11 protein-coding genes are annotated in these 23,201 nt (G+C 40.3%); 8 read left to right on the plus strand and 3 right to left on the minus strand.

Features of this window, described 5'->3' with window-relative positions:
- Positions 1-41 precede the first annotated feature (41 nt).
- The 4 genes from AC23ME_RS04450 to AC23ME_RS04465 all read left to right on the plus strand — a co-directional run bounded on the left by AC23ME_RS04450 (position 42) and on the right by AC23ME_RS04465 (position 12,037).
- Entirely contained in the window at positions 42-1,055 is a 1,014-nt protein-coding gene (locus AC23ME_RS04450) for a hypothetical protein (protein WP_487726540.1), read from the plus strand.
- A gap of 404 nt (positions 1,056-1,459) precedes the next feature.
- Positions 1,460-8,203: a T9SS type A sorting domain-containing protein gene (locus AC23ME_RS04455; RefSeq protein ID WP_487726741.1), complete on the plus strand. Its 6,744-nt coding sequence runs from the start codon at positions 1,460-1,462 to the stop codon at positions 8,201-8,203.
- Positions 8,204-8,559: 356 nt separating this feature from the next.
- A complete protein-coding gene (gene uvrA / locus AC23ME_RS04460) occupies positions 8,560-11,397 on the plus strand; it encodes an excinuclease ABC subunit UvrA (protein ID WP_487726541.1) in 2,838 nt (945 codons plus the stop codon).
- A 331-nt stretch (positions 11,398-11,728) separates the two neighbouring features.
- Positions 11,729-12,037 carry a GIY-YIG nuclease family protein gene (locus AC23ME_RS04465; RefSeq protein WP_487726542.1) on the plus strand — a complete coding sequence of 103 codons (309 nt, stop codon included), beginning with the start codon at positions 11,729-11,731 and terminating at the stop codon, positions 12,035-12,037.
- A 179-nt stretch (positions 12,038-12,216) separates the two neighbouring features.
- On the opposite strand, the gene yiaA is transcribed toward AC23ME_RS04465, so the two are convergent.
- Entirely contained in the window at positions 12,217-12,624 is a 408-nt protein-coding gene (gene yiaA, locus AC23ME_RS04470) for an inner membrane protein YiaA (RefSeq protein ID WP_487726543.1), read from the minus strand.
- Between the two features lie 232 nt (positions 12,625-12,856).
- Between yiaA and AC23ME_RS04475 the strand changes: the two genes are divergently transcribed.
- The 4 genes from AC23ME_RS04475 (at position 12,857) to AC23ME_RS04490 (ending at position 19,800) form a co-directional block, all read left to right on the plus strand.
- Positions 12,857-14,770, plus strand: a complete 1,914-nt coding sequence (locus AC23ME_RS04475; RefSeq protein ID WP_487726544.1) for an ATP-dependent DNA helicase — start codon at positions 12,857-12,859, stop codon at positions 14,768-14,770.
- 301 nt (positions 14,771-15,071) lie between these two features.
- Positions 15,072-16,145, plus strand: coding sequence for a T9SS type A sorting domain-containing protein (locus AC23ME_RS04480; RefSeq protein WP_487726545.1), 1,074 nt, complete (start codon positions 15,072-15,074; stop codon positions 16,143-16,145).
- Positions 16,146-16,219: 74 nt separating this feature from the next.
- On the plus strand, positions 16,220-17,095 hold the full coding sequence (locus AC23ME_RS04485) for a hypothetical protein (protein WP_487726546.1): 876 nt from the start codon (positions 16,220-16,222) through the stop codon (positions 17,093-17,095).
- Complete coding sequence (locus tag AC23ME_RS04490; RefSeq protein ID WP_487726547.1) at positions 16,978-19,800, plus strand: pectate lyase family protein; 2,823 nt, start codon at positions 16,978-16,980, stop codon at positions 19,798-19,800. Before AC23ME_RS04485 ends, AC23ME_RS04490 begins: the two co-directional genes overlap by 118 nt.
- A 382-nt stretch (positions 19,801-20,182) precedes the next feature.
- Here the strand turns inward: AC23ME_RS04490 and lipA are convergent, their stop codons facing one another.
- Both lipA and AC23ME_RS04500 read right to left on the minus strand, forming a co-directional pair.
- Positions 20,183-21,076 (minus strand): lipoyl synthase, encoded by an 894-nt coding sequence (lipA, locus tag AC23ME_RS04495; RefSeq protein ID WP_487726548.1) that lies wholly within the window; start codon positions 21,074-21,076, stop codon positions 20,183-20,185.
- 691 nt (positions 21,077-21,767) lie between these two features.
- Complete coding sequence (locus AC23ME_RS04500; protein WP_487726549.1) at positions 21,768-23,072, minus strand: hypothetical protein; 1,305 nt, start codon at positions 23,070-23,072, stop codon at positions 21,768-21,770.
- Between the last annotated feature and the right edge of the window lie 129 nt (positions 23,073-23,201).

Genomic DNA, 23,201 nt, shown 5'->3' on the forward strand with positions numbered 1-23,201 from the left:
AGGCCTTTTATCTTTGCGGGATAAATCCAAACTCTCTGTATATGAAGATCATGCTACGTTTTTCGCTGTTCCTTTTAGTTTTAAATCTTTTATCGCCGAAGCTCTATGCGCAAACACCTGGAGCCGACAATATATTGTATGTAAATAAGTCTGTTAGTGGCGGTAATGGCTCTGGTGACAGTTGGGCAAACGCCATACCCGAATTGGCAGATGCACTGAAATGGGCAAAGCAAAATGAAGGGAGTTGGACTTCGGCGTCTCCCCTAAAGGTATGGGTTGCTAAAGGCACTTATTTGCCAAAATACACGCCCATAGATGGACAAAACTTTTCTGATAATCCCTCTAATTTACGACACAGGGCTTTCTTAATGGTTAAAAATGTACAACTATTTGGAGGGTTTGTAGGAACCGAATTTGCACTTGCAGATAGGAATTGGACTGCTAACCAAACAATAATGAGTGGAGATTTTAATGGGGATGATGTGATTAGTGGCAGTGCAATTACAAATACCCTATCAATAAACAATCAGGAAGAAAATGCTTATAACGTGTTAATTTCTGCAGGTGATGTTGGTGCTGCCGAGTTAAATGGCTTTTTTATTAAGGGAGGGAATACCAGTTATAATTCATTTATGTCAAAAATAAATGGTTTAGATGTATCATTCGATCGTGGAGGAGGGTTGGTTATTTGGGCTTCGTCTTTGACTATTAAAAATAATAGTTTTATAGGTAACTGTAGTGAACGTTATGGAGGAGGGATGTCCGTTGGCGGTTATTCTACTATTCTAGTTGAAAACTGTACTTTTTTACAAAATATTGCCACAGACGGAGCTGGTTTGTTTTTAGGAGGAGGGGCAACTATTGATGTTCGGAATTGTGGTTTTGTAGGAAACAAAGCTGTGCTTTATGGGGGGGAGTTGGCATGCTTTCTAGTCCTTCCTCTGCTCGTTTTAGTCATAATACATTTTCTGAAAACTATGCTCGCAGTGGCGGAGGTGGTGTCTATAGTCTGGGTTCATCTATTTTTAATAACAATCTGTTTTCAAATAATGTAAGCCATGAAGGGGGAGGTATGTATTCTTTGGCAGGTATGTATTCTTCGGGAGCAATAATTGTAAATAACACGTTTTCTGGTAATAAGACGCCTTTTGGCTTTGGAGGTGGATTGCATGCAACAGATGCGAAAATCTTTAATAATGGCTTTTATGGAAACAGTGCGGGAAGTGGGGGAGCGATAGTTTACTATGGAACTTTAGGTTCTATAGTAAATAATACTATTGTAGGGAATACCGCTTCGGCAAGTTATAATGGTGGTGGTGGTGGAATTTATGCTCGAGGAGGTAATTCTATCGTTAAAATTTATAATAACATTATTTTAGGTAATACTGCCCCTACAGATGCGGGAGTAGGAAGTGCTTCGGCTATTGCGTTGGATATCCAACATTCTCTGATACAGGGAATGAGCAGTACGCTAAATGGAAATCTCGATGCAACTTCATCTGCCTACGCTACAACTAATCTTTTTACCAATTATGCAGCTGGCGACTATACGCTAAAAAATGGGAGCCCTCTCATTAATAAAGGTAATAAATCCTTATATGAAGGCTTAGATTTAGAAACATTAGACTTAGCTGGAAAACAACGTTTATCGGGAGGTGTTATTGATATAGGTGCTTACGAGCATCAGGAGATAAATCCTAGTGCCAATAACATACTGTATGTAAATGCAAATGTAGTTGGAGGCACAGGTTTTGGAGGTTCTTGGGCAAATGCAATGCCCTCCCTAGCTGCTGCACTCAAATGGGCAAAGCAGCAAACCGGTTTTACCTTTACAGCGGCAAATCCTTTAAAAATTTACGTTGCCAAAGGCACTTATAAACCAATGTACAGTCCCAAAGATGGAGCTAATTTTGCAGACGCAGGTAGAAGCAATGCCTTTTTGATGGTAAAAGATGTGCAGCTTTATGGTGGTTTTGATCCCGCAAAAGGTATAAATGACCTAAGTAAATCACGTATTTACGGAGATAACGGCACAGTGTTGAGCGGAGATATTGGTACAGCAAATGTAAATATTGATAATCTCTATCATGTACTTATTGCTGCTGGAGACGTGGGTGCCGCTAAATTAGATGGTTTTACAGTGCGTAACGGCTATGCCAATGGCGGTGGTGGTACCGGAACAGTAGTGGGTAATACCATTGTAGATAATCATGGTGCGGGGATCTATCATGCAGGCGCATCGCCTAGTTACCAGAATGTCATCATTAAAAACAACCATACGGAATGGGATGGCGCTGGTATGTACAACATCGCTGCATCACCTGTTTTAACCAATGTACTGTTTGCCAAAAACAATGCGGTATTTAAAGGGGGTGGTATGGCCAATCGTAATAATGCTCATCCCCAATTAATTAATTCAACTATTGTCGATAATACAAGTGGCTACGAGGGAACAGGGATGTATAATCAAGATGCTTCTGCATCAGTTTACAACAGTATTTTTTGGGGAAATTTAAAAAGCGGTAGTAGCAGTGTTGCCGGTGCAGATATAGAACGTATTGGCGGTGGTACTTTTACTTTAAAGCACAGCATTACACAAAATTATACTACGGGTAATACGATAGATAAAAACTTGATAGGAATAGACCCTTTGTTTGTTAATGCTGGCAGTGGCGATTATAGCCTGCAAAGTAGCAGCCAGGCGATAGGTAATGGCGTAAACACTTATTTTACAGATTTAGGTACGGCTACATTTGATTTGGCAGGGAAGAAACGTTTAATGAATGGTTGGATTGATATGGGCGCCTATGAAAACCAGCGAACAGAGCTCATACCCGGGACTGACAATATCTTATATGTGGATATTAATGTATCTGGAGGTTCTAGTTTTGGCAACTCGTGGGCAAACGCAGTTCCCGAATTGGCAGATGCACTGAAATGGGCAAGGGAAAAGAATAATTTCACAGCAGGTAATCCCTTAAAAATTTATGTAGCTAAAGGCAAATACTTGCCGAAGTACAATGCTGTAAGCAATAGTTTTACTTCTAATACCGATAGGGATAATGCATTTGTTACTGTAGAAAGCGTAATGTGGTATGGTGGGTTTGATCCTGCAAATGGAATAACCGACCTTACAACCCCTAGGATATTTGGAGATGGTGGCACCTTATTAAGTGGTGATTTAGATGGTAATGATGTTTACGATACAACTACAGAACAAAATATCAACAATAGTAATTCAGGCAATGCATATCATGTAATAATAGCTGTAAATAGTTCTACTAGTATAGTTTCTTCCACAGAACTAGACGGTTTCAGTGTAAAAGGAGGGAATGCAAATGGGGTAGGCTCTATAAGACTTTATACGTGGGGGATAGTTCAAGGCTTTGGCAGTGGATTCGCTTCTTTAGCAAGTGCTACTACTAATACTATAGGTTTTACTAATTGCGAATTTACTGGGAATTCGGCAGTTAATGCAGGCACAATTGCAATTAGTGATTATAGTAAAACAACTACTACAATTCGCTTTACAAATAGTACAATTAAGGGGAATACCGCAAATAATGCAAGTGCGCTTCATTGTCCCTATTTAAATGTTGAATCAACAATTTCGATAAATGTCACTAATTCGAGTATTATTGGAAATACGGGGGGGAGCACAATTTTTTTTAGTGGACCTCCTGCTTCAGTTACACTAAATAATGCCACCTTAGCAGGGAATAAAGGGGCTAATTTGATTTACTTTGAGGCAAATTCGGCAATTACCTTTAAGGCCTATAATAGCTTGGTTTATGGTAACCAAGTTAGTGGAAGTAATAGTGCTAATAGTATTATGTTTAATAGGTTTGGTTCAATCGCTAAAGATATCAAATACAGCTTGGTACAGGGCGAAAACAGTACTCTAAACGGAAACCTAGATGCGAGTGCTACCGCCTATACAACTGCTAATATTTTTACAGATTTTACCAATGGCGATTATAGTCTTAAATATGGTAGCCCGGTAATTGCCAAAGGAAGTAATGCGCTGTTTGTGGGATTAACCACAGCAAGCCAAGATTTGGCAAAAAAGCCGAGGGTTTATAATTATGCCAATGGCGGTAGAATAGATCTGGGAGCTTATGAATATCAGGGGCTCTCTAAACCTATCCTTTCAGGCTTTGCCGATATCAACAAAACCTACGGCGATGCGGCATTTGAGCTTACCGCCCCTACTAGTGCCATTTTGGGTACATTTGTGTACACCAGTAGCAATACCAGCATAGCCACCATTAATGGCAATAAGGTAACCTTGGTAGGTGTGGGCAGGGTAACCATCACTGCTACACAAGCGGCAACTGCAGATTATGATGAGGCTACGATCAGTCTTACTTTAACCGTAGACCTTGTGCCACCAGGAACGGCACTTAAGTTTAACGGCAGTAGTAATTATGTCAATCTTGGCAATTCCAATGCTCTTAAACCTAAAGATGGGCTAAGCATTGGCGTCTGGGTGCACCGTGCCAACTGGGGCGTATCCACTTTACAGGCTATCGTTAGTAACACACAGGCCGGCGGTTATTCGCTAAACATTGGCAATGGCAATGCCGGAGGTCAGGGAACAAACATTACAGGACTGATACGCCGAAATTCGGGATACATTAGCCCTACTTTTAATGCGGCACGTTTAACTCCCGGTTGGCATTATATTGCGCTTACCTACGACGGGGAAGTGGCCAAACTTTATGTGGATGGTACAGAGGTGAACAGTAAGGCCGATTTGGGTAAAGTTCAGATTGACTATGCCCCCACTTCCAATTATACAATCGTAGGTGCAGAATCTGAAGGAGGTACTGCCGTGCCTACCTCTAGGTTTTTTGAAGGGAGCTTGGACGAACTACGAATTTACGGTGCAGCGCTAACCGCTACAGAAATCAAAGCGGATATGTTGGGAGTGGCAAGTGCAAACACCACTAGCCTATTGGCGCATTACCGCTTCGATACTGTTCTGCCAAGTGTAGCGAACAAACTATATGATATGAGTGGTAAAGACTTGGATGGAGATTTGAGCACCAGTTTCACCTTTTCGGGAAATAGCAATTGGGTAGAGAGCTACGCCATGGTAGTGCCAGAGGCCAAGCCCGCAACCAATGTTTCTGTAAATACATTCTTTGCTAACTGGTCGGCGCCAGTTTTTGATACTGCAGACAGTTATATGCTAGATGTGGCTACCGATGCTGGTTTTACTAATCCTGTGCTTGGTTCGCCATTTACGGTAAACGGTCTGGGCAAAACTATTATCGGGCTTAATCCGAGCACAAGTTATTATTATCGGGTACGTGCAGAAAAGGCGAGTGCAACGGGGCAGGGAACGATATCCGAAACCATCAAAGTGGACCTGGGACCATTGACCAGTCTGCCTGGTACGGCACTCACGTTTAACGGCAGTAGTAATTATGTCAATCTTGGCAATTCGAACCAGCTTAAACCTAAGGATGGGCTAAGCATTGGGGTCTGGGTGCACCGTGCCAGTTGGAGCGTATCCACTTTACAGGCTATTGTGAGCAACACGCAGGGCGGCGGTTATTCGCTAAACATTGGCAATGGCAATGCCGGAGGTACGGGAACCAACATTACAGGGCTGATACGCCGAAATTCGGGATACGTTAGCCCTACGTTTAATGCATCGGGTTTAACCCCAGGTTGGCATTACATTGCGCTTACCTACGATGGGGAAGTGGCCACGCTCTATGTAGATGGCGTACAGGTAAATAGTAGGGCCGATTTGGGTAAAGTTCAGATTGACTATGCCCCCACTTCCAATTATACAATCGTAGGTGCAGAATCGGAAGGTGGTACCAGCCTACCTACCTCTAGGTTTTTTGAAGGGAGTTTGGATGAACTGCGAATTTACGGTACAGCGCTAAGCGCCACCGAAATCAAAGCAGATATGTTGGGGGTGGCAAGTGTAAACGCTGCTAGCCTATTGGCGCATTACCGTTTCGATACTGTTCTGCCGAGTGTAGCAAACAAACTGTATGATATGAGCGGTGAAGAGCTACATGGAGATTTGAGCACCAGTTTTACCTTCTCTGGAAATAGCAATTGGGTAGAGAGCTATGCGATGGTAATGCCAGAAGTAGCAAACGCCACAGATAAATTGGCGAATGGCTTTAAAGCCAATTGGACGGCTCCAAGCATTGGCGAGGTCGGCAATTACTTTCTTGATGTAGCGACTAACACAACCTTTACTGAGCTTGTATCTGGCTCGCCGTTTACCATAGCGGCCGGAACTACAGGCAGTATAATTACCAACTTAAACGAAAATAAAACTTATTACTATCGTGTACGTGCCAACAAAAACATTCCTGTGGGGCAGGGAGCGCCATCGCAAACTATAGCTGTTACTACCAATAAGGCCGACCAAACCATTACTTTTAATGCTTTAACCAATAGAACCTATGGTAATGGAACCTTTAATCTTACGGCAACTGCCAGTAGTGGCCTTACCGTAAGCTATATCAGCAGCGATGAAACTGTGGCTAAGGTAAATGGCAGTACGGTAACCATTATTGGTGTGGGAACGACTACCATTACGGCATCTCAATCAGGAAATGCTTCCTACAACGCTGCGCCTAATGTACAGCAGGTATTAACGATAGGCAAGGCTAGCCAGACCATCACGTTTAATGCTTTAACCAATAGAACCTATGGTAATGCAAGCTTTAATCTTACGGCAACCGCCAGTAGTGCTTTGACGGTAAGCTATACTAGCAGCGATGAAACGGTGGCTACGGTGAGTGGCAGTACGGTAACCATTGTTGGTGCGGGAACGACTACAATTACAGCATCTCAATCAGGGAATGCTTCCTACAATGCTGCGGCTAACGTACAGCAGGTATTAACGGTAGGCAAGGCTAGCCAGACCATTACTTTTAACGCTTTGGCTGGAAAAACTTATGGTAATGCTACTTTTAACCTTACGGCAACCGCTAGCAGTACTTTGGCGGTAAGCTATACTAGTAGCGATGAAACTGTAGCGACGGTGAGCGGCAGTACGGTAACCATTGTTGGTGCGGGAACGACGACAATTACGGCATCGCAAGCTGGTAATACTTCCTACAACGCTGCGACCAATGTACAGCAGGTATTAACGGTAGGCAAGGCTAATCAGACCATCACGTTTAATGCTTTAACCAATAGAACCTATGGTAATGGAACTTTTAACCTAGCTGCAACTGCCAGTAGTAATTTGGCGGTAAGCTATACCAGTAGCGATGAAACTGTAGCGACGGTGAGTGGCAGTACGGTAACTATTGTTGGTGCGGGAACGACCACCATTACGGCATCGCAAGCAGGTAATACTTCCTACAATGCTGCGGCTAACCTACAGCAGGTGTTAACGGTAGGCAAGGCTAACCAGACCATCAACTTTGCTAGTCTAGACCCAAAAACTACTGCCAGTGCAGATTTTATATTGGGCGCTACGGCGAGTAGTAGTTTATCGGTAAGCTATGAAAGCGCTAACAATGCTGTTGCAGAAGTGTATGAAAGTGCTGGGATTTGGAGGGTAAAAGTTAAAGGTGTGGGTTTGGTAGAAATTACCGCTAAACAGGGCGGAGATGACAATTACAATGCAGCCAGTAATGAAAAGCAGACTTTGGTAGTGATAGACGGAGGAACTTTGCCTGTAACCTTGGTTTCTTATACAGCTAAAGTGGAAGGCAATTACGCTAAACTGCAATGGCAGACGACTAACGAAGTTAACAATAAGAAATTTATAGTTTACCGCAGTGGCGATGATAAGGCTTTTGTACAGATAGGCGAAGTGGCGGCTGCTATTAACCATCAACCATTAACCATTAACAATTATAACTACACTGACAAGCAGCCATTAAGTGGCAACAACTATTATAAGCTGGTACAAATAGATAATGACGGCAAACCAACAGAACTAGGCATTAAACCGCTAATTTTTAATCTTCAACTTTCTACTTTTAACGTTTATCCTAATCCCACTTTAAGCAAAGTGAACGTAACATTTGAACGTGGTAAATACCAGTCATTGGTGCTGAGCGATAATTTGGGAAGGGTACTGAAACAACAAAAAATAGATTTACAAACCGAACAGGTAATGATAGATTTAACACTTTATCCCACGGGTGTTTACTTTATTAACCTAAAATCTGAGGAAGGTAACGTAGTGAAGAAAGTAGTGAAACAGTAAAGGTCTTTTTCCGGACGCTAATATGAACCCTGTAGGCGAATTGCTTGCAGGGTTTTTTGTTTTATAGCCCCGATTGCAGTGGATGCCGATTTTTCATCGGCAGAAATGGAAAGCGGGACGAACGATGTAAATAGTACTGTCTTTGCGCTTCAAAATATTTTGAACATGAAGGAATTAAGAAAAGTTAAGACTTTATTTACCTTCATTTCTTTATGGTTTATAATGAGAAGTTACCTAAATGTAAAGACTTCCTATTTCTTGATTTATAAGTCGTTTTAAGTATTTGTATCCGTAGCTTTTGTGCTTAAAATTCGTTAATTTTGCAAGCTTATTTTTAAAACGGAGCGAATTAACATATGGCGAAGAACCACGTAGATTTGGGCGAGCAAAAAGAGGTTGAGGTTTATGGTGCGAGGGTGCATAATCTGAAGAATATTGACGTTAGTTTCCCTCGAAATAAGATGGTGGTGGTAACGGGTTTGAGTGGTAGCGGCAAGTCGAGTTTGGCTTTTGATACCATTTACGCCGAAGGACAACGCCGTTACATGGAGACTTTTAGTGCCTATTCGCGTCAGTTTATGGGCGGTATGGAACGTCCGGATGTTGACAAAGTTTCGGGTTTAAGTCCGGTGATTGCCATTGAGCAAAAAACTACGAGCAAAAACCCTCGTTCTACGGTAGGTACGATTACCGAAATCTACGATTTTATGCGTTTGCTATATGCTCGTGTGGGCGATGCTTTTTCGTACAATACTGGCGAAAAAATGGAACGCATGAGCGAAGACCAGATTTTGCAGAACATTTACAAGAAGTTCGAAAATTCTGCTGTGAACATTCTGGCTCCAGTGGTTAAAGGTCGTAAAGGACATTACCGCGAGTTGTTCGAGCAAATTCGTAAGCAGGGTTATGTGAAGGTGCGTGTAGATGGCGAAATCCAAGATATTACGCCTAAAATGCAGGTAGACCGTTACAAAATTCACGATATTGAAATTGTTGTAGACCGTTTAATTATAGACCCGAAAGACCATAAACGTTTGCTGGATAGTATTCAGACTGCCATGCGTTTGGGTAAAGGGATTATCAAAATCAGCGATAAAGAAAACAACGTAGCGCATTTCAGTAAGTTTTTGATGTGCCCAACAACGGGTATTTCTTACGATGAACCACAACCCAATAGCTTTTCATTTAACTCGCCTTATGGTGCTTGCGAAACTTGCGATGGTTTGGGTTATATTTTTGTGGTAGATAAAAAATCTATCATGCCAAACATGAAGCTGAGCATCTTAAATGGTGGTTTGGCTCCGCTGGGCGAATATCGTGATATTTGGGTTTTTCAGGTGTTGAAGGCTTTAGGGAAGAAGTATAATTTCTCGTTGTCGACACCTTTAGAGAAACTTAGCGAAGAACATATTGACATTCTTTTGAAAGGTGCACCAGATTTGATTTCGGTGGAAGTGACCTACAACAAATGGAACGTACAGAACTATCAAGTTACTTTCGACGGTATCATTAAGTTATTAGAAGAGCAGCAGGAGAAAAGGGGCGAAGGTGCTTCTGATGATATGGAAGCTTTCCGCAGGTTAGAAACTTGTCCGGATTGTCATGGTGCTCGTTTGAAAAAAGAAAGCCTGCATTTCAAAGTGGATGGCAAGAATATTTCTGAACTGGCTACGATGGATGTGGCTACTTTGCACCAATGGTTTGACGGGGTTGAGGAAAGATTGAACGAGCGTCAGAATACCATTGCGAAAGAGATACTGAAAGAAATTAGAGCTCGTATTGGTTTCTTGTTAGATGTAGGTTTGAACTACTTGACTCTAGACCGTACTTCGCGTACGCTTTCGGGTGGCGAGGCACAGCGTATTCGTTTGGCTACGCAAATTGGTTCGCAATTGATGAACGTAATGTACATCTTGGATGAGCCGAGTATTGGTTTACACCAACGTGATAACGAACGTTTAATTACTGCATTAAAGAACTTACGTGACCTAGGTAACACCGTTTTGGTGGTGGAGCACGATAAGGATATGATTTTAGAAGCCGACCATGTAATTGACGTTGGTCCGGCGGCGGGTGTGCATGGCGGACAGATTGTTGCCCAAGGAACACCAGCACAAATCTTAAAATCTGGCACTCTAACGGCGTCTTATTTGAATGGTAAGAAAGGTATTGAAGTTCCGAAAAAACGCAGAGAGGGCAACGGTCTTCATTTAGGTATTATCAAAGCTACTGGACATAATTTAAAAGAGGTTTCGGTTGATTTTCCTTTGGGTAAATTTATTGCCGTAACTGGGGTTTCTGGTAGTGGTAAATCGAGTTTAATTACCGAAACTTTGTATCCAATTTTAAATCACCACTTTTTTAGGGCGAAGAAAAAACCTTTGGCTTACGAGAAAGTAACTGGCTTAAAGGAAATTGATAAGGTAATTGAGATTGACCAAGCGCCAATTGGTCGTACACCGCGTTCAAATCCTTCTACTTACACTGGTGTTTTTTCTGATATCAGGAATTTGTTTGTGGCTTTGCCAGAGGCGAAGATTAGGGGTTACAAACCGGGTCGTTTCTCTTTCAACGTAAAAGGTGGAAGATGCGAAACTTGTCAGGGTGCAGGGATGAAGGTAATTGAAATGAATTTCTTGCCAGATGTGCAGGTGTCTTGTGAAGAATGTGGTGGCAGAAGATATAACCGAGAAACTCTGGAGGTTCGTTACAAAGGTAAATCGATTAGTGATGTGTTGGATATGAGTATTGAGGATGCTTGTCATTTCTTCGAGCACATGCCATCTATCTACCGTAAAATCAAAATCTTGAATGATGTTGGTTTGGGTTATATCCGTTTAGGGCAGGCTTCTACAACCTTGTCTGGTGGTGAGGCGCAGCGTGTTAAACTGGCGACGGAACTTTCTAAAAAAGATACTGGTAAAACCTTCTATATTTTAGATGAGCCAACAACGGGTCTGCATTTCGAAGATATTGCGGTGTTGTTAGGTGTACTGAATTCATTGGTAGATAAAGGCAATACGGTTTTGGTCATTGAGCATAATTTAGATGTAGTTAAAGTAGCCGATTGGGTAATTGATTTGGGTGAAGAAGGTGGTGCTGGCGGTGGTAGAATTATTTTCGAAGGCACACCAGAGGGATTGATTGAAAACCCGATTAGTTTAACCGGTAAGTTTTTGAAGAAGGAAATGTAATCCGCTTTAAAAGCCGATTTTTCTTCTGTGTCATTTTAACCTCCTTGTCATCCCGACTTTGGAGGGATCTATTATTAAAAGTATATTATACATCCTTCGCTGCACTCTGGATGACAAAACTTTAAGTACAGTTGTTTATAAATGTCCGTCTATTTGGCATTCCGAGGCACGAGGAATCTATTAAGCTCATAATAGATCCTTCGCTGTGCTCTGGATGACAAGATGCTTATGAATAGTTTTTATGCTAGTTACTCTCTGTCATTCCGAAGATAGGAGGAATCTATTGCTTATTTATAGTTAAGCGATTATCTTTAGTAAACATCTATCTAAAATGTCAAAACAACATAATTATTTTGTCTATATCCTAACCAATTATAATAAAACGGTACTATATATCGGTGTAACCAACGACTTAGAGATTAGAATTGCACAACATGTAGAAGGAAATAGTATAAATTCTTTTACTAATAAATATCAATGTTTCTACTTGGTGCATTACGAAATATTTCAATATGTAAATGATGCAATTGCTAGAGAGAAAGAAATAAAAGGATGGTCGAGAGTTAAGAAAAACGCATTGATTGAGATAGATAATCAGGATTGGAGATTTTTGAATGATGAGATTAAAGAGGAGAACTAATCATGAAGATTGGTGTTTCCTTTCTGTCATTCCGAGGTACGAGGAATCTAATAAATCAATAGACTTTTAACTAGATCCTTCGCTGCGCTCTGGATGACAGGGAGCATATATAGAATGATGAGAAACAAAAAAGCGCTGCAAGTCATCACCTGCAGCGCTTCCATTAATTTCAATTTTTCTTAATTCAATGGATGTTTTCCTCTAGCAATTTGCCCATCTCGGGTGTTCTTTTGCACTGTAATTGCGCCAAAAATAGCGAGGAGAAAAGCGAAGGCATAAAAGCCTTTTTCGCTGGGTAGCAAATCTGCATTCCAAAGTCCAATAATGAGCAATGCGATGGTTAGAATGGTTGCAAACCAGCTGATGCCATAGTAAAGTTCCGTTACGGGAATGCTTTCCAATTTGTCTCTTACTGCTTTTTGTAAAGAGATTACGGCAAACAAACCGAACATTAATACGGCGAAATAATAACCTTTTTCGTTGAGTAGCATGTCTGAGCGCCAAAGGCCGATAATAAATCCAATCATGCCAACGCCAAGAGCAATCCACGAGGCCGCTATAAAGGCATTTGAAGGTTTTAGGTTCATTGTTTTAAATTTTGGTTAATCATTTAACAATTGCTGTAAAGACTGCTGATGTTGCTAATTGTTACAGTAACTCGCTTTTTATGACAAACTTAGGAGAGCCACAGATGCACAGATTTGATATCTATTCATTATCAAAATCTAATCTTAAATTATATATCTGTGCATCTGTGGCGGAAAAAATAGATACAAATTGCTATTTTCTCTGCTAATTAATTTAGCTAAATTTGTGGCTATGGAGCAAGTCGTGGAGGAAAATCCAATAGCAGATAAAGTTTTCGAATTTATTGAATACACCAACCAATCTATCTTTTTAACGGGTAAAGCTGGTACTGGAAAAACTACTTTATTAAAGCGGATTAAAAAAGAAAGCTCCAAAAAAATGGCAATTGTAGCGCCCACTGGAGTTGCCGCCATGAATGCAAAAGGTACGACTATCAATTCCTTTTTTCAATTGCCTCCAGGTTCTTTTTTTCCTGGTGATGTAGGCTTTCAAAACTTGCAGGATGGTTTTGTTTCTATTTCTTCTGCAGTTAGTGATTTGAGTTATACTAACGACAAACTGAAACTTTTTAATGAGTTGGAGTTGCTGGTAATAGACGAAGTTTCGATGGTGCGTTGCGATGTAATGGATATGATTGATGCCTTGCTGCGGTCGGTGAGAAGAAATAGTAATCCCTTCGGAGGATTACAGCTGCTACTCATTGGGGATTTGTACCAATTACCACCAGTAGCAAAACGTGAGGATTGGGCTTTTTTGAGCAGGGCATATCCTTCGCCTTACTTTTTTCACTCCTTAGTTATCCAAAAACATCCAGTTTTACAAATTGAGTTGACTAAGGTTTTCAGACAAACTGAAGAAACCTTCATTAAAATATTAAATGATATTCGAAGTAATCAGATTGATGATGAAAGTTTGAGTTTACTTAATCAGCGGTTTGACCCATCGTTTAACGGGAATGCGGATATCAATCCAATTATTATTACTTCGCATAATGCGGAAGCCAACTTAATTAACAAACAAAAGCTGGATGAATTAGCTGGAGAAGCCTTTACTTTTGATGCCGAAATTAATGGCGAGTTTAAAGAAATGGGTTTACAGGCCGAACAGCAACTTACGTTGAAAGTTGGTGCTCAAATTATGTTCATCAAGAACGATACTGGCGAGGAACGTAAATTCTATAACGGTAAAATCGGTAAAATCAAATCTATTGATGCAGGAGATATCTACGTTTCATTTCCTGATGAAGAAGATTTACTGTTAGTCCAAAGTTCTTGGCAATCTTTCGAGTATAAATTGGATGATGACGAACAGGTTTCGCAAAATCAAGTAGGGGAGTTTTTACAGTATCCTATTAAGTTAGCTTGGGCAGTTACCATTCATAAAAGCCAGGGTTTAACATTTGATAATGCAATTATCGATGCAGGCAAATCATTTATCAGCGGACAGGTTTATGTGGCGCTGAGTAGGGTAAGAACCTTAGGTGGTTTGGTACTTAAATCGAAAATCAATAAAGATAGTTTAAGGTCGAATAATGAAGTGCTTAATTTCATGAAACCTTTGACCTTAGAAGAGTTAACCCAAAAGATTACTCACGCACAAGAACAATTTATTTTGCAATTGGTGCTTAACCATTTCCGATTTAACACCATCATTGCAGAGCTTAATTTAATAGACACAGACCCCGAAATCAATAAGGCCAATGTTGCTGATTTTAAAGCTCAGTTGAAGGAAGTTATCAACGCAACTTCATCACTGGCAGCAACCGTGGAAAAGCTGCAAGCGCAGGTAAAGCAACTCCATCAGCAAGGTGGTTTCCAAGCACAAGCTACATTTCAAGCTAGAATAGTGGCTGCAAATACTTATTTCGCAAAGGAGCTCTCATTGAAAGTCTTAAATCCGTTGCTGAAAATCATTAGGGTAAAACCGAAAAATAAAATTCAACAGCAAATCCAATATCAATTACAAAAAGTAAGACAGCAAATAGATAATAGCTTAACCTTAATGCATGTTGGTACGGGTTTGTTAGAGAACCCACTCGAAGCTGCGAATTATAAAAACTGGATTGCTGAACATCGAAAAAAACAGAAGCGGGTTCAGGATAGTTCTTCTGCTGCACAAGAACCTGTTACTCTACAACTGTTTTAATAAAGCCTTAAGATTTCATCTCGTTTAAAAATACTCTTCTTTGTCGGGAACGATTGCACAGTTTTATTATGCTTTGCACAATAAACCAAAATTGCTTGGTACGTGTTCTATGTGCATTTTTTGCCGGTTTTTCTTTACTTTTTCGTCGGGAACGATTGCATAGTTTTCTCTTTCATTACAAAAAACTAATGCTTAAATCTGTAATAGATTTGGATAAAGAAGTGTTTGCTAGCCTTTTGCATGCGAGGTAAATCTGCACCTACTCAAATCTATTTTAACCAAATTAATAAACCTGATTGATATGAAAAAACGTGTACTTTTTTTCGCATGCCTTTGTATGCTCTTTTCTTTAGGAGCGAAAGCTCAAACTCCATTATTTGATTATGATATAACAGCACAAAATACAGGAACTATTACCTCTGGTGCGGACGTTGCTGCAAATTATTCGTTAACACAGAATAATATCAGTATAAACGGTAGTGGCTTAAATAGTACTGTTGTTGGTGTTAGGCAAGATGGAACTTCTGGAATAAACTATCTAAATTTCACAACAAATAACAATCGAGTTAATCTTATTTCCAATACAAATGATATTAGAAGGGTGTCGGTTGTTTTCAGAGGAAGTGGAGATTCTGGGGCAGGAACTGTAATCGTAGCTTCCTCTGCTGATGGTACGGCATTTACTGATAGGGGAACAGGTACAACTACTGGCGTTTCACTAGCTAATAGGGTGTTGCTTGAGGTAGACATACCAGCTGGACAAAGATATATTCAAATTAGAAGGAGCGGAAGCACACTTAGAGTATATAGAATTGCAGCCGGGGATGCTAACTACACTCTTCCACTAGACCTCCTTTCTTTCTCGGCCAAACCAGATGCTTTAGGCAAATCGGTAAACCTTAATTGGAAAACTACTAACGAAGTAAATACCCAAGATTTTTTGGTAGAAAGAAGAACGGATGATACCGAGTTTGCTACTGTTGGTACAGTGTTGAGCAAAAATGTGGCGGGTACGCACAGTTATTCGTTTACTGATGCGAAACCTGTAGCTGGAAATTCATACTATCGTTTAAAACAACGCGATAAGGATGGTAAATCTTCTTACAGCGATATTGCTAATGTAAAAATTGATGGCATCGCATTGAACCTATATCCAAATCCGGTAAGTAAAGAATTGGTGGTTAGCCACGATTATGTTAAGCAATCGGCTTCGTTAAAAGTGATTGGATTAGATGGAAAAACACATATCAAAACTACGAGTGTTGTAGGTAGTTCATCTACAACTATCAATGTTGCATCTCTAGCATCGGGTACTTACTTATTGGTGCACGATGTAAACGGGAAAGCCCAATCTCAGAAATTTATTAAAAAGTAAAACAAGCTTTAACTCATTCTCAACTGCTCTTTTAGGGCAGTATGGGAATGCTTTTGCCTAAGAAATTTAAGGATATGAAGAAAATAAAACAACTATTACTGACGATTTGCTTGCTTTTCGGCTTGCAGAACATTGCTCAGGCGCAAGTAGCATTCGATAGTCAAGGAAAGTATACTTACGACTTCCAATTAACGGCATTGCCTGTCGGTCTAGCTTCTAATGGAGCACTTTCACCAACAAAATCGGCTGATGGGGTTTGCTCTAAAGGAATGGTACAGATCAACGGAGGATCATCTGCACAATATTTGGAGGTTAATTTGCCAAGTTGCAGCGTATTTAAAGTAAATATGAAAAGTACTGCTTCATCTACAAGAACGGTAGCCGTAAGCTATAGTACAGATGGTGGAAATGCATTTCAAAACATTAGTACTTTGCTAAGCGTAACTGGTCCAGAAACTTTCGATTTGACTAGTCAGGCAGCATATAGTGCTTTAAAAAACAATGGTCCCGTTAAAATTCGCTTAACGGCTATTTCTGGAAATACACAAATACACGACTTGTTTGTAGAGGGTAGTAGTACACCCGTAACTAGTACCGATGTAGATGTAACAGCTTTCAAATTACCAGGTCAAGTAGGGAGTGAAGTAATCAGCTATGCTGCAGGAACAATTGCTTTAAATATTGCTACGGGAACAGATATTAGCAATGTTGCGCCAAGTACATTCACTATTTCTAGTGGCGCTACTGTAAGTCCGTTGGCTAATGCAGCACAAAATTTTAACAACCCAGTAAACTACACCGTTACAGCACAAGATGGCACTACTACTAAATCTTGGACAGTGACAACCACTTTGTACAATCATCTGAAAAGGAAATTACTGCATTTAAACTTTCTAACCTTCAAATTGGCAATGCGTCTATCAATGGCAATACCGGACAGATTTTGGTAACCATGCCTCTTGGCGAAAGTTTAGCATCTTTAGTGCCAACTACATTTACACTGTCTAACTCGGCAAGTGTAAACCCTGGTATTTCAACTGCACAAAACTTTGCTAGTCCAGTTAATTATGTAGTTACCGCACAAGATGGTACTACTAAACAATGGACAGTTACAGTTGCCATCGTAGATCCTAACTTAACCTTTACCGCTTACCAAGCAGAAACTGCTGATTTTACAGGTAAGGTAGATGCGCAACACGCAGGTTTTACAGGTACCGGTTTTGTCGATTTTCTGGCCACAGGCGAAAACCATATCAATTTTACGGTATGTAATCAAGCAGCTGGGGTACAGACAGCCAAATTTAGATACTCTTTTGCAAAAGATGAAAGTCGTTCTGCCGCATTATATGTAAATGATGTTTTTATTCAAAATGTAGATTTCCCGCGTACTGCCTTATTTACAGATTGGGCTGAAGCAATTGTGTCGGTTCACCTCGTAGCAGGCGTTAATAATATCAAATTAACTTGGGAAACTACCGATGGACCAAACTTAGATAAGCTTGATTTATCTGGAGCGCAGTGTGCAACCTATACATTAACAGCAAATGCAACCAATGGCGGAACTATTTCGCTAAGTCCGGTAAGAGCTAACAATAACTATTTTTCTGGAGAGGTTGTAACGCTTTTGGCAGAAGAAAAACCTGCTTTGAAATTAGACAATTGGTCGGGAGCTTTAAGCGGTACTACAAATCCTCAGACCTTAACTATGAACGGCAACACAAGTGTTACCGCTAATTTTAGAGTGATTAGCACCTACAAGCTTAATGTAAATACCGTGGGTATTGGTAGTGTAACTTTAAATCCCGCTGGTGGAGAATATGCCGATGGAACTGTGGTAACTGTAACAGCAGGTTCTGTGTTAGGCTCAACTTTTCAAGGTTGGTCTGGAGATTTAACAGGCGCAAATGCAACACAAAACATTACGGTTAATGCCAATAAAAATGTAACAGCAACTTTTACCGATAACTTAAATATCGACTTTAAAAAACCGGTTGGTTTTGCTTCGGTAACCGCAGATAATTTTACTGGACCAACTACGGGTGGCGATGCTGTAACGGCTTTGCCTAAAAAAGTAGTATATATCAACGGTCCAGCCGAGTTTAACAAGTTATGCGAAATTCTTTATAACAGAATTAGGTACAAATATATGGATGCCAGTCCATTGACTATAGTTTTGGAACCAGGTGTATACCCTGCTGTAGGTAGCAACGGCTTTAGCGTATGGGGAAATCACATGTTAGATATCCAAGAGCAAGCCAACTTAACGATTATTGGTCGTAAAAATGTAGTATTCAAATTCGGTATTAATATTAAAAGAAGTCATAATATCATTATCAGAAACATCACTTTCCAAGATTACTATGATGATGGTATCAACATTGGAAACTTAGAAACGCATCACATTTGGGTAGATCACTGTACAGTTGGACATCCTACAACTATGCCAACAGACTCTGAGCATCCAGATGGTGGTATTGATGTGAAAGATGGTGCAAGTTACATCACTATCTCTTGGACAGTTTATCGTAACAGTTGGAAAACAGGTTTAATTGGGCACTCTGATGGTAACGCAAGTAAAGATGTAGGTCGTTTAAAGGTAACGCATTACGCAAACCACTTTAAAAATACCAATTCAAGAAACCCAAGGGTGAGATTTGGAGAAGTGCACGTATTAAACTGTTTAAGTGAAAACGTAATGCTTTATGGTATTGCATCGGCAATTGGCGCTAATGTATTTGCCGAAAACAACTTCTATTTAAACACCAGATGGCCAATGTATGCCGATAGAACTGTTGCAGATTTTAGGGCTGTATTTGGTAATAATACGGACAATGGTATCACCTCAAAGACAGGAAATAAACCAGCATTTGGATTGAAGCAGGTAGGCAACGAATACGATGATAGCGGGCTACCTGTAATTACTTCGCAAATAAATCCGGCAATGTTAAACCCAGGCGGAAGATCAGTAAAGTTTGATGAACTGAATGCAGCAAATGTTTTCGATCCTTCTACTTACTATAGTTATGACGCTTTACCAGCGCAAGTAGTAAGAGTTTTGGTGCCAATTTATGCAGGTGCTGATAAAATAGACTGGTTTCCAGAAGCTTTACCGTTAGATTTATTGGCTTTTGATGCGAAGAAGTCTGGTACGGCTACCAACCCACAAGTTGCAGTAACTTGGAAAACCACTAACGAGGTAAATACAGAGAAATTTGAAGTTTTGAGAAGAACTGATAATACTGATTTCCAGGTTGTAAATACGCAAGCTTCTAAAAATGTTGGAGGCGTACACGATTACAGTTTTGTAGACCAATCGCCTTTAGCGGGTAAATCTTATTACCAACTTAAACAGATTGACAAAGATGGTAAGTTTACTACAAGCGATGTGAAAATTGTTACGATTGCTGAACTGGCTGCTGCTTTTGAAGCTTATCCAAATCCAACAGATGGTTTGGTAACTGTTAAACATCAGTTGTTAACTAGCGATGCTGAAATTACAGTGTCGGACTTGCAAGGCAAGAAACAGGTTACTGTGAAAGCTAAGAAAGGGGAGAGCAGTACAAAAGTTAATTTAAGTTCGCTTTCTACTGGAATGTATATCGTAAGCTTAACTAGCGAGGGTAAAAAACAAACCCTTAAAGTGATTAAGAAATAGATAAACTTAGGCGGGTGGGGACACCCGCCTATAGAATAAAATTAAGTTCGTACCTCGCAATGACGAAAGTAATTAAGTAATACTAACGAAAAACACCTCTAGCTGAAACGTTAGGGGTGTTTTTTGTTAGTTCAACCGCTCAATTATCTATTAATTTAAATCGTGCCTTCGTGTTCTTGGTGTCTTTGTGGTTATATTTTATTCGGGAAGATTTGAGTTTCTTGCACAGCATTTTGTAAACTAAACCTTACAGTAGCGGCAGCTCCCGATTGAAAATCGGGACTATAGCGAATGGAAGGACCTTCGCCTCCAATGAAATACTGAAATTGCTTTTCTAAAAAAGATTAGCCAAACTGACTACTGATACCTGCTTACTGACAACTTAAACAATCCCTTCGATATCGAAAAGGTGTTTTTCTGCGTGATAAGAAGAACGAACCAACGGACCGCTTTCTACGTATTTTAAGCCTTTTGCCTCGCCAACTTCCTTGTATTTCGCAAATTGGTCTGGGTGTATCCAATCTACCACAGGGTGATGTGCTTTTGTAGGTTGCAAATACTGACCTAAAGTTAAGATATGAACACCGTTAGCAACCAAGTCATCCATTGCTTCGAAAACATCTTCCTCAGTTTCGCCCAAACCAAGCATAATGCCAGTTTTGGTACGCAAACCAAATTCCGAAATGCGTTTCAAACACTCCAAACTTCTGTCGTATTTAGCCTGGATACGCACCTGACGAGTTAAACGGCGCACCGTTTCCATGTTATGAGAAACCACCTCAGGTCTTTCCTCCAAAACACGATATAAATTATCCCACTGACCTTTAAAATCGGGGATTAAAGTCTCTAAAGTAGTAATTGGACTTTCCCTTCTGATGGCCTGCAAAGTCTCTGCCCAGATGATAGAACCGCCATCTTTCAAGTCATCGCGGTCTACCGAAGTGATAACGCAATGCTTAACGCCCATCAATTTTACCGAGTTGGCCACACGGTTAGGTTCATCGGTATCAACCGCCAAAGGGCGACCCGTTGCAACCGCACAGAAAGAACAAGAACGGGTACAAATGTTACCCAAAATCATGAAAGTTGCCGTGCCAGCACCCCAACATTCGCCCATATTCGGACAGTTTCCGCTTTCGCAAATGGTGTGCAATTTGTGCTCGTCAACCAAGCTTCGCACCTGCGCATACTCCTTACCAACAGGTAGTTTAACCCTTAACCAATCGGGTTTACGAGCTTTTTCGGTAACGGCGGCAACAACTGGAAGTTCAATCATAGCACAAAGTTAAGCAATATTGCCGAAATGTTATAAGGTTGAAATGTTTGGAAGTTGTAATGTTTTGGTTTTAGTTTTTTGGATGGTTGGTTTTTAGGATTTGAAAAGCAGGGTCATTGGCTGCGGTCAATGTTAGTCCTTCTTTCCGCTACAATCTTTTTGTTGGCACTGCCATTAACGCTTGTCATGCTGAGCTTGTAGAAGCATTTATTGGCAACAATCCTTCGACAAGCTCAGGATGACATCAACAAAAAGTATTTCCGCTGCAATAAGGTTTAAAATGCAACGTCTGTGCAGGTAACGTCTAGCCACCGCCTTAAAGCACCACTTCCGCTAATTTTTTTGGACTTTGCTAACTAACTTAAATTAACCCACAAGATTTACCGAAGTACGCCGTCAATCCCAAGAACCAGGAAATCAAAAAAACAGTTGTAGTGCAGAAAGCATAGCAGTACCGAACCTAAAACGCAGTGGTTTTGTGATGATGTTTGCAAAAGCCCGCCAACTAGCAGAAACTAACAAAACGAAGTGCCGCTGTTTTTTTGATGTGCGAGAGCTTGTGCGTAGGTTCCTAGCTGGATTGACAAGCAGTTTTGGATACTTTTGATGCTTCAAAAGTATCAAAGAAAATTACATAAGGCGTGTGAGGACACCCGCCTTTAGATTGAAGAGGACCAGCATTAGCAAAAAACTACTTCAACAAGCCCTTCGCACCATCCAAAAGCTCATTCCCTTTCTTCTTCAACTCATTTTTACCTTTCTCAACCGTTGCTTCGCTAGTATAAGAACTAACCGCATTAGACATTTGGCGAACCTTACCAACTGTCGTAAAAATCTCATCAGTATGTGGCACTTTATTATCCTTCAATACCTTTTCCCAATCTATTTTAGCCAATACCGAAATCATGTACTTCGTAGCAATCTTGCTCAAAAATACCTTGTCGTAAACTCCATTTAGTGCTTTGCCAGCTTCGCGGTCATTTACGTAAACAATGGTTTTTTCTATCGCTTCCTTCTCGCTATTAGACAACAGCTGACTTTGTTTTAACTTACTCAGCGCTAGAGTAGCTTTTTCTTTGTCTTCGCGTTTTAGGTATAAGTAACTTTCTACAGCTAACGTCAGTTCAGTTTCTAGACCAAGTTTCTTAGTGTCTTCCAAAAATTTCTCAAAATCGTCTAAGTCTCTTTCTTCATCAATTTTTCTTTCCATCCTTAACCTATCAAAACCTCTAAACAAATAATTTAAGCCGTGAAAAGCGGTATGCGTCTGACTGTCGCTCAAATTTCTCCAGCCAAAAAAAGCTTTGGTGTAAGGCAATGGAACATTTTCATTTTTATCCAACCATTTAATATTTCTACTCAGCCCATCTTCCGATAGGTAAAATAAATTATTGCTGAAAAACAGGAAACCTCGTACAAATTCCAACAAAGTTTTAGTTTCGTGGTCTGGCAAAAGTTCTGGTTGAGTTTTCGAACATTCGTAAAGCGCAAAAGGTTGCCCCATATCTCTAGTCGCCAAAACAATCATACTCAAAACGGCATGTTCAATATTCTGTGCTTCTGTTTTAGCATTTCCCGTTAGCAGTGCAAATCGGTTCTTCTTATCGCCGTAAACATGGTTGAAACCTTCCACTAGGGTAGGGAAAATATCTTCTTCGGTTTCCTTTACAAAACCTTTTACTGCCCGGTAATCTTTGTACAACAGCAATGCATCTATAGGAGAAATGCTTTCGCCAGAGTCTACGTTTACTTTACTTAACGAGTTTAGTACATTGTTTAAATGCTTGCTAAACTTTTGGTATTCTGGTTTGGTAGTATCCTGTACCGCCGATGACCTCACTGCTATTTTCGCAAACTTATAGAAGGTAATTTTATCGTAATCTAAATGTTCGGTCAGTTTTTCCTTATCCAATGCTAACAGTTCTTCATCGGTAGGTACGCTAGAACATCCAAAAAAGAACAAAAAGAACAATAAAAAGGCTGGGTTGTATTTCATGGCAATGCTTAATAGAGAGAAATATTCAATTAAGTTAAGCCTAAAAATATCTATTTAAATTGAGGGATTTGATATTTAGAAACGATTATTCCGTTAGGGAATGTTATTTGGTATGGCCTTAATAAATTG

The organism is Pedobacter sp. T50_32, from assembly GCF_057652195.1.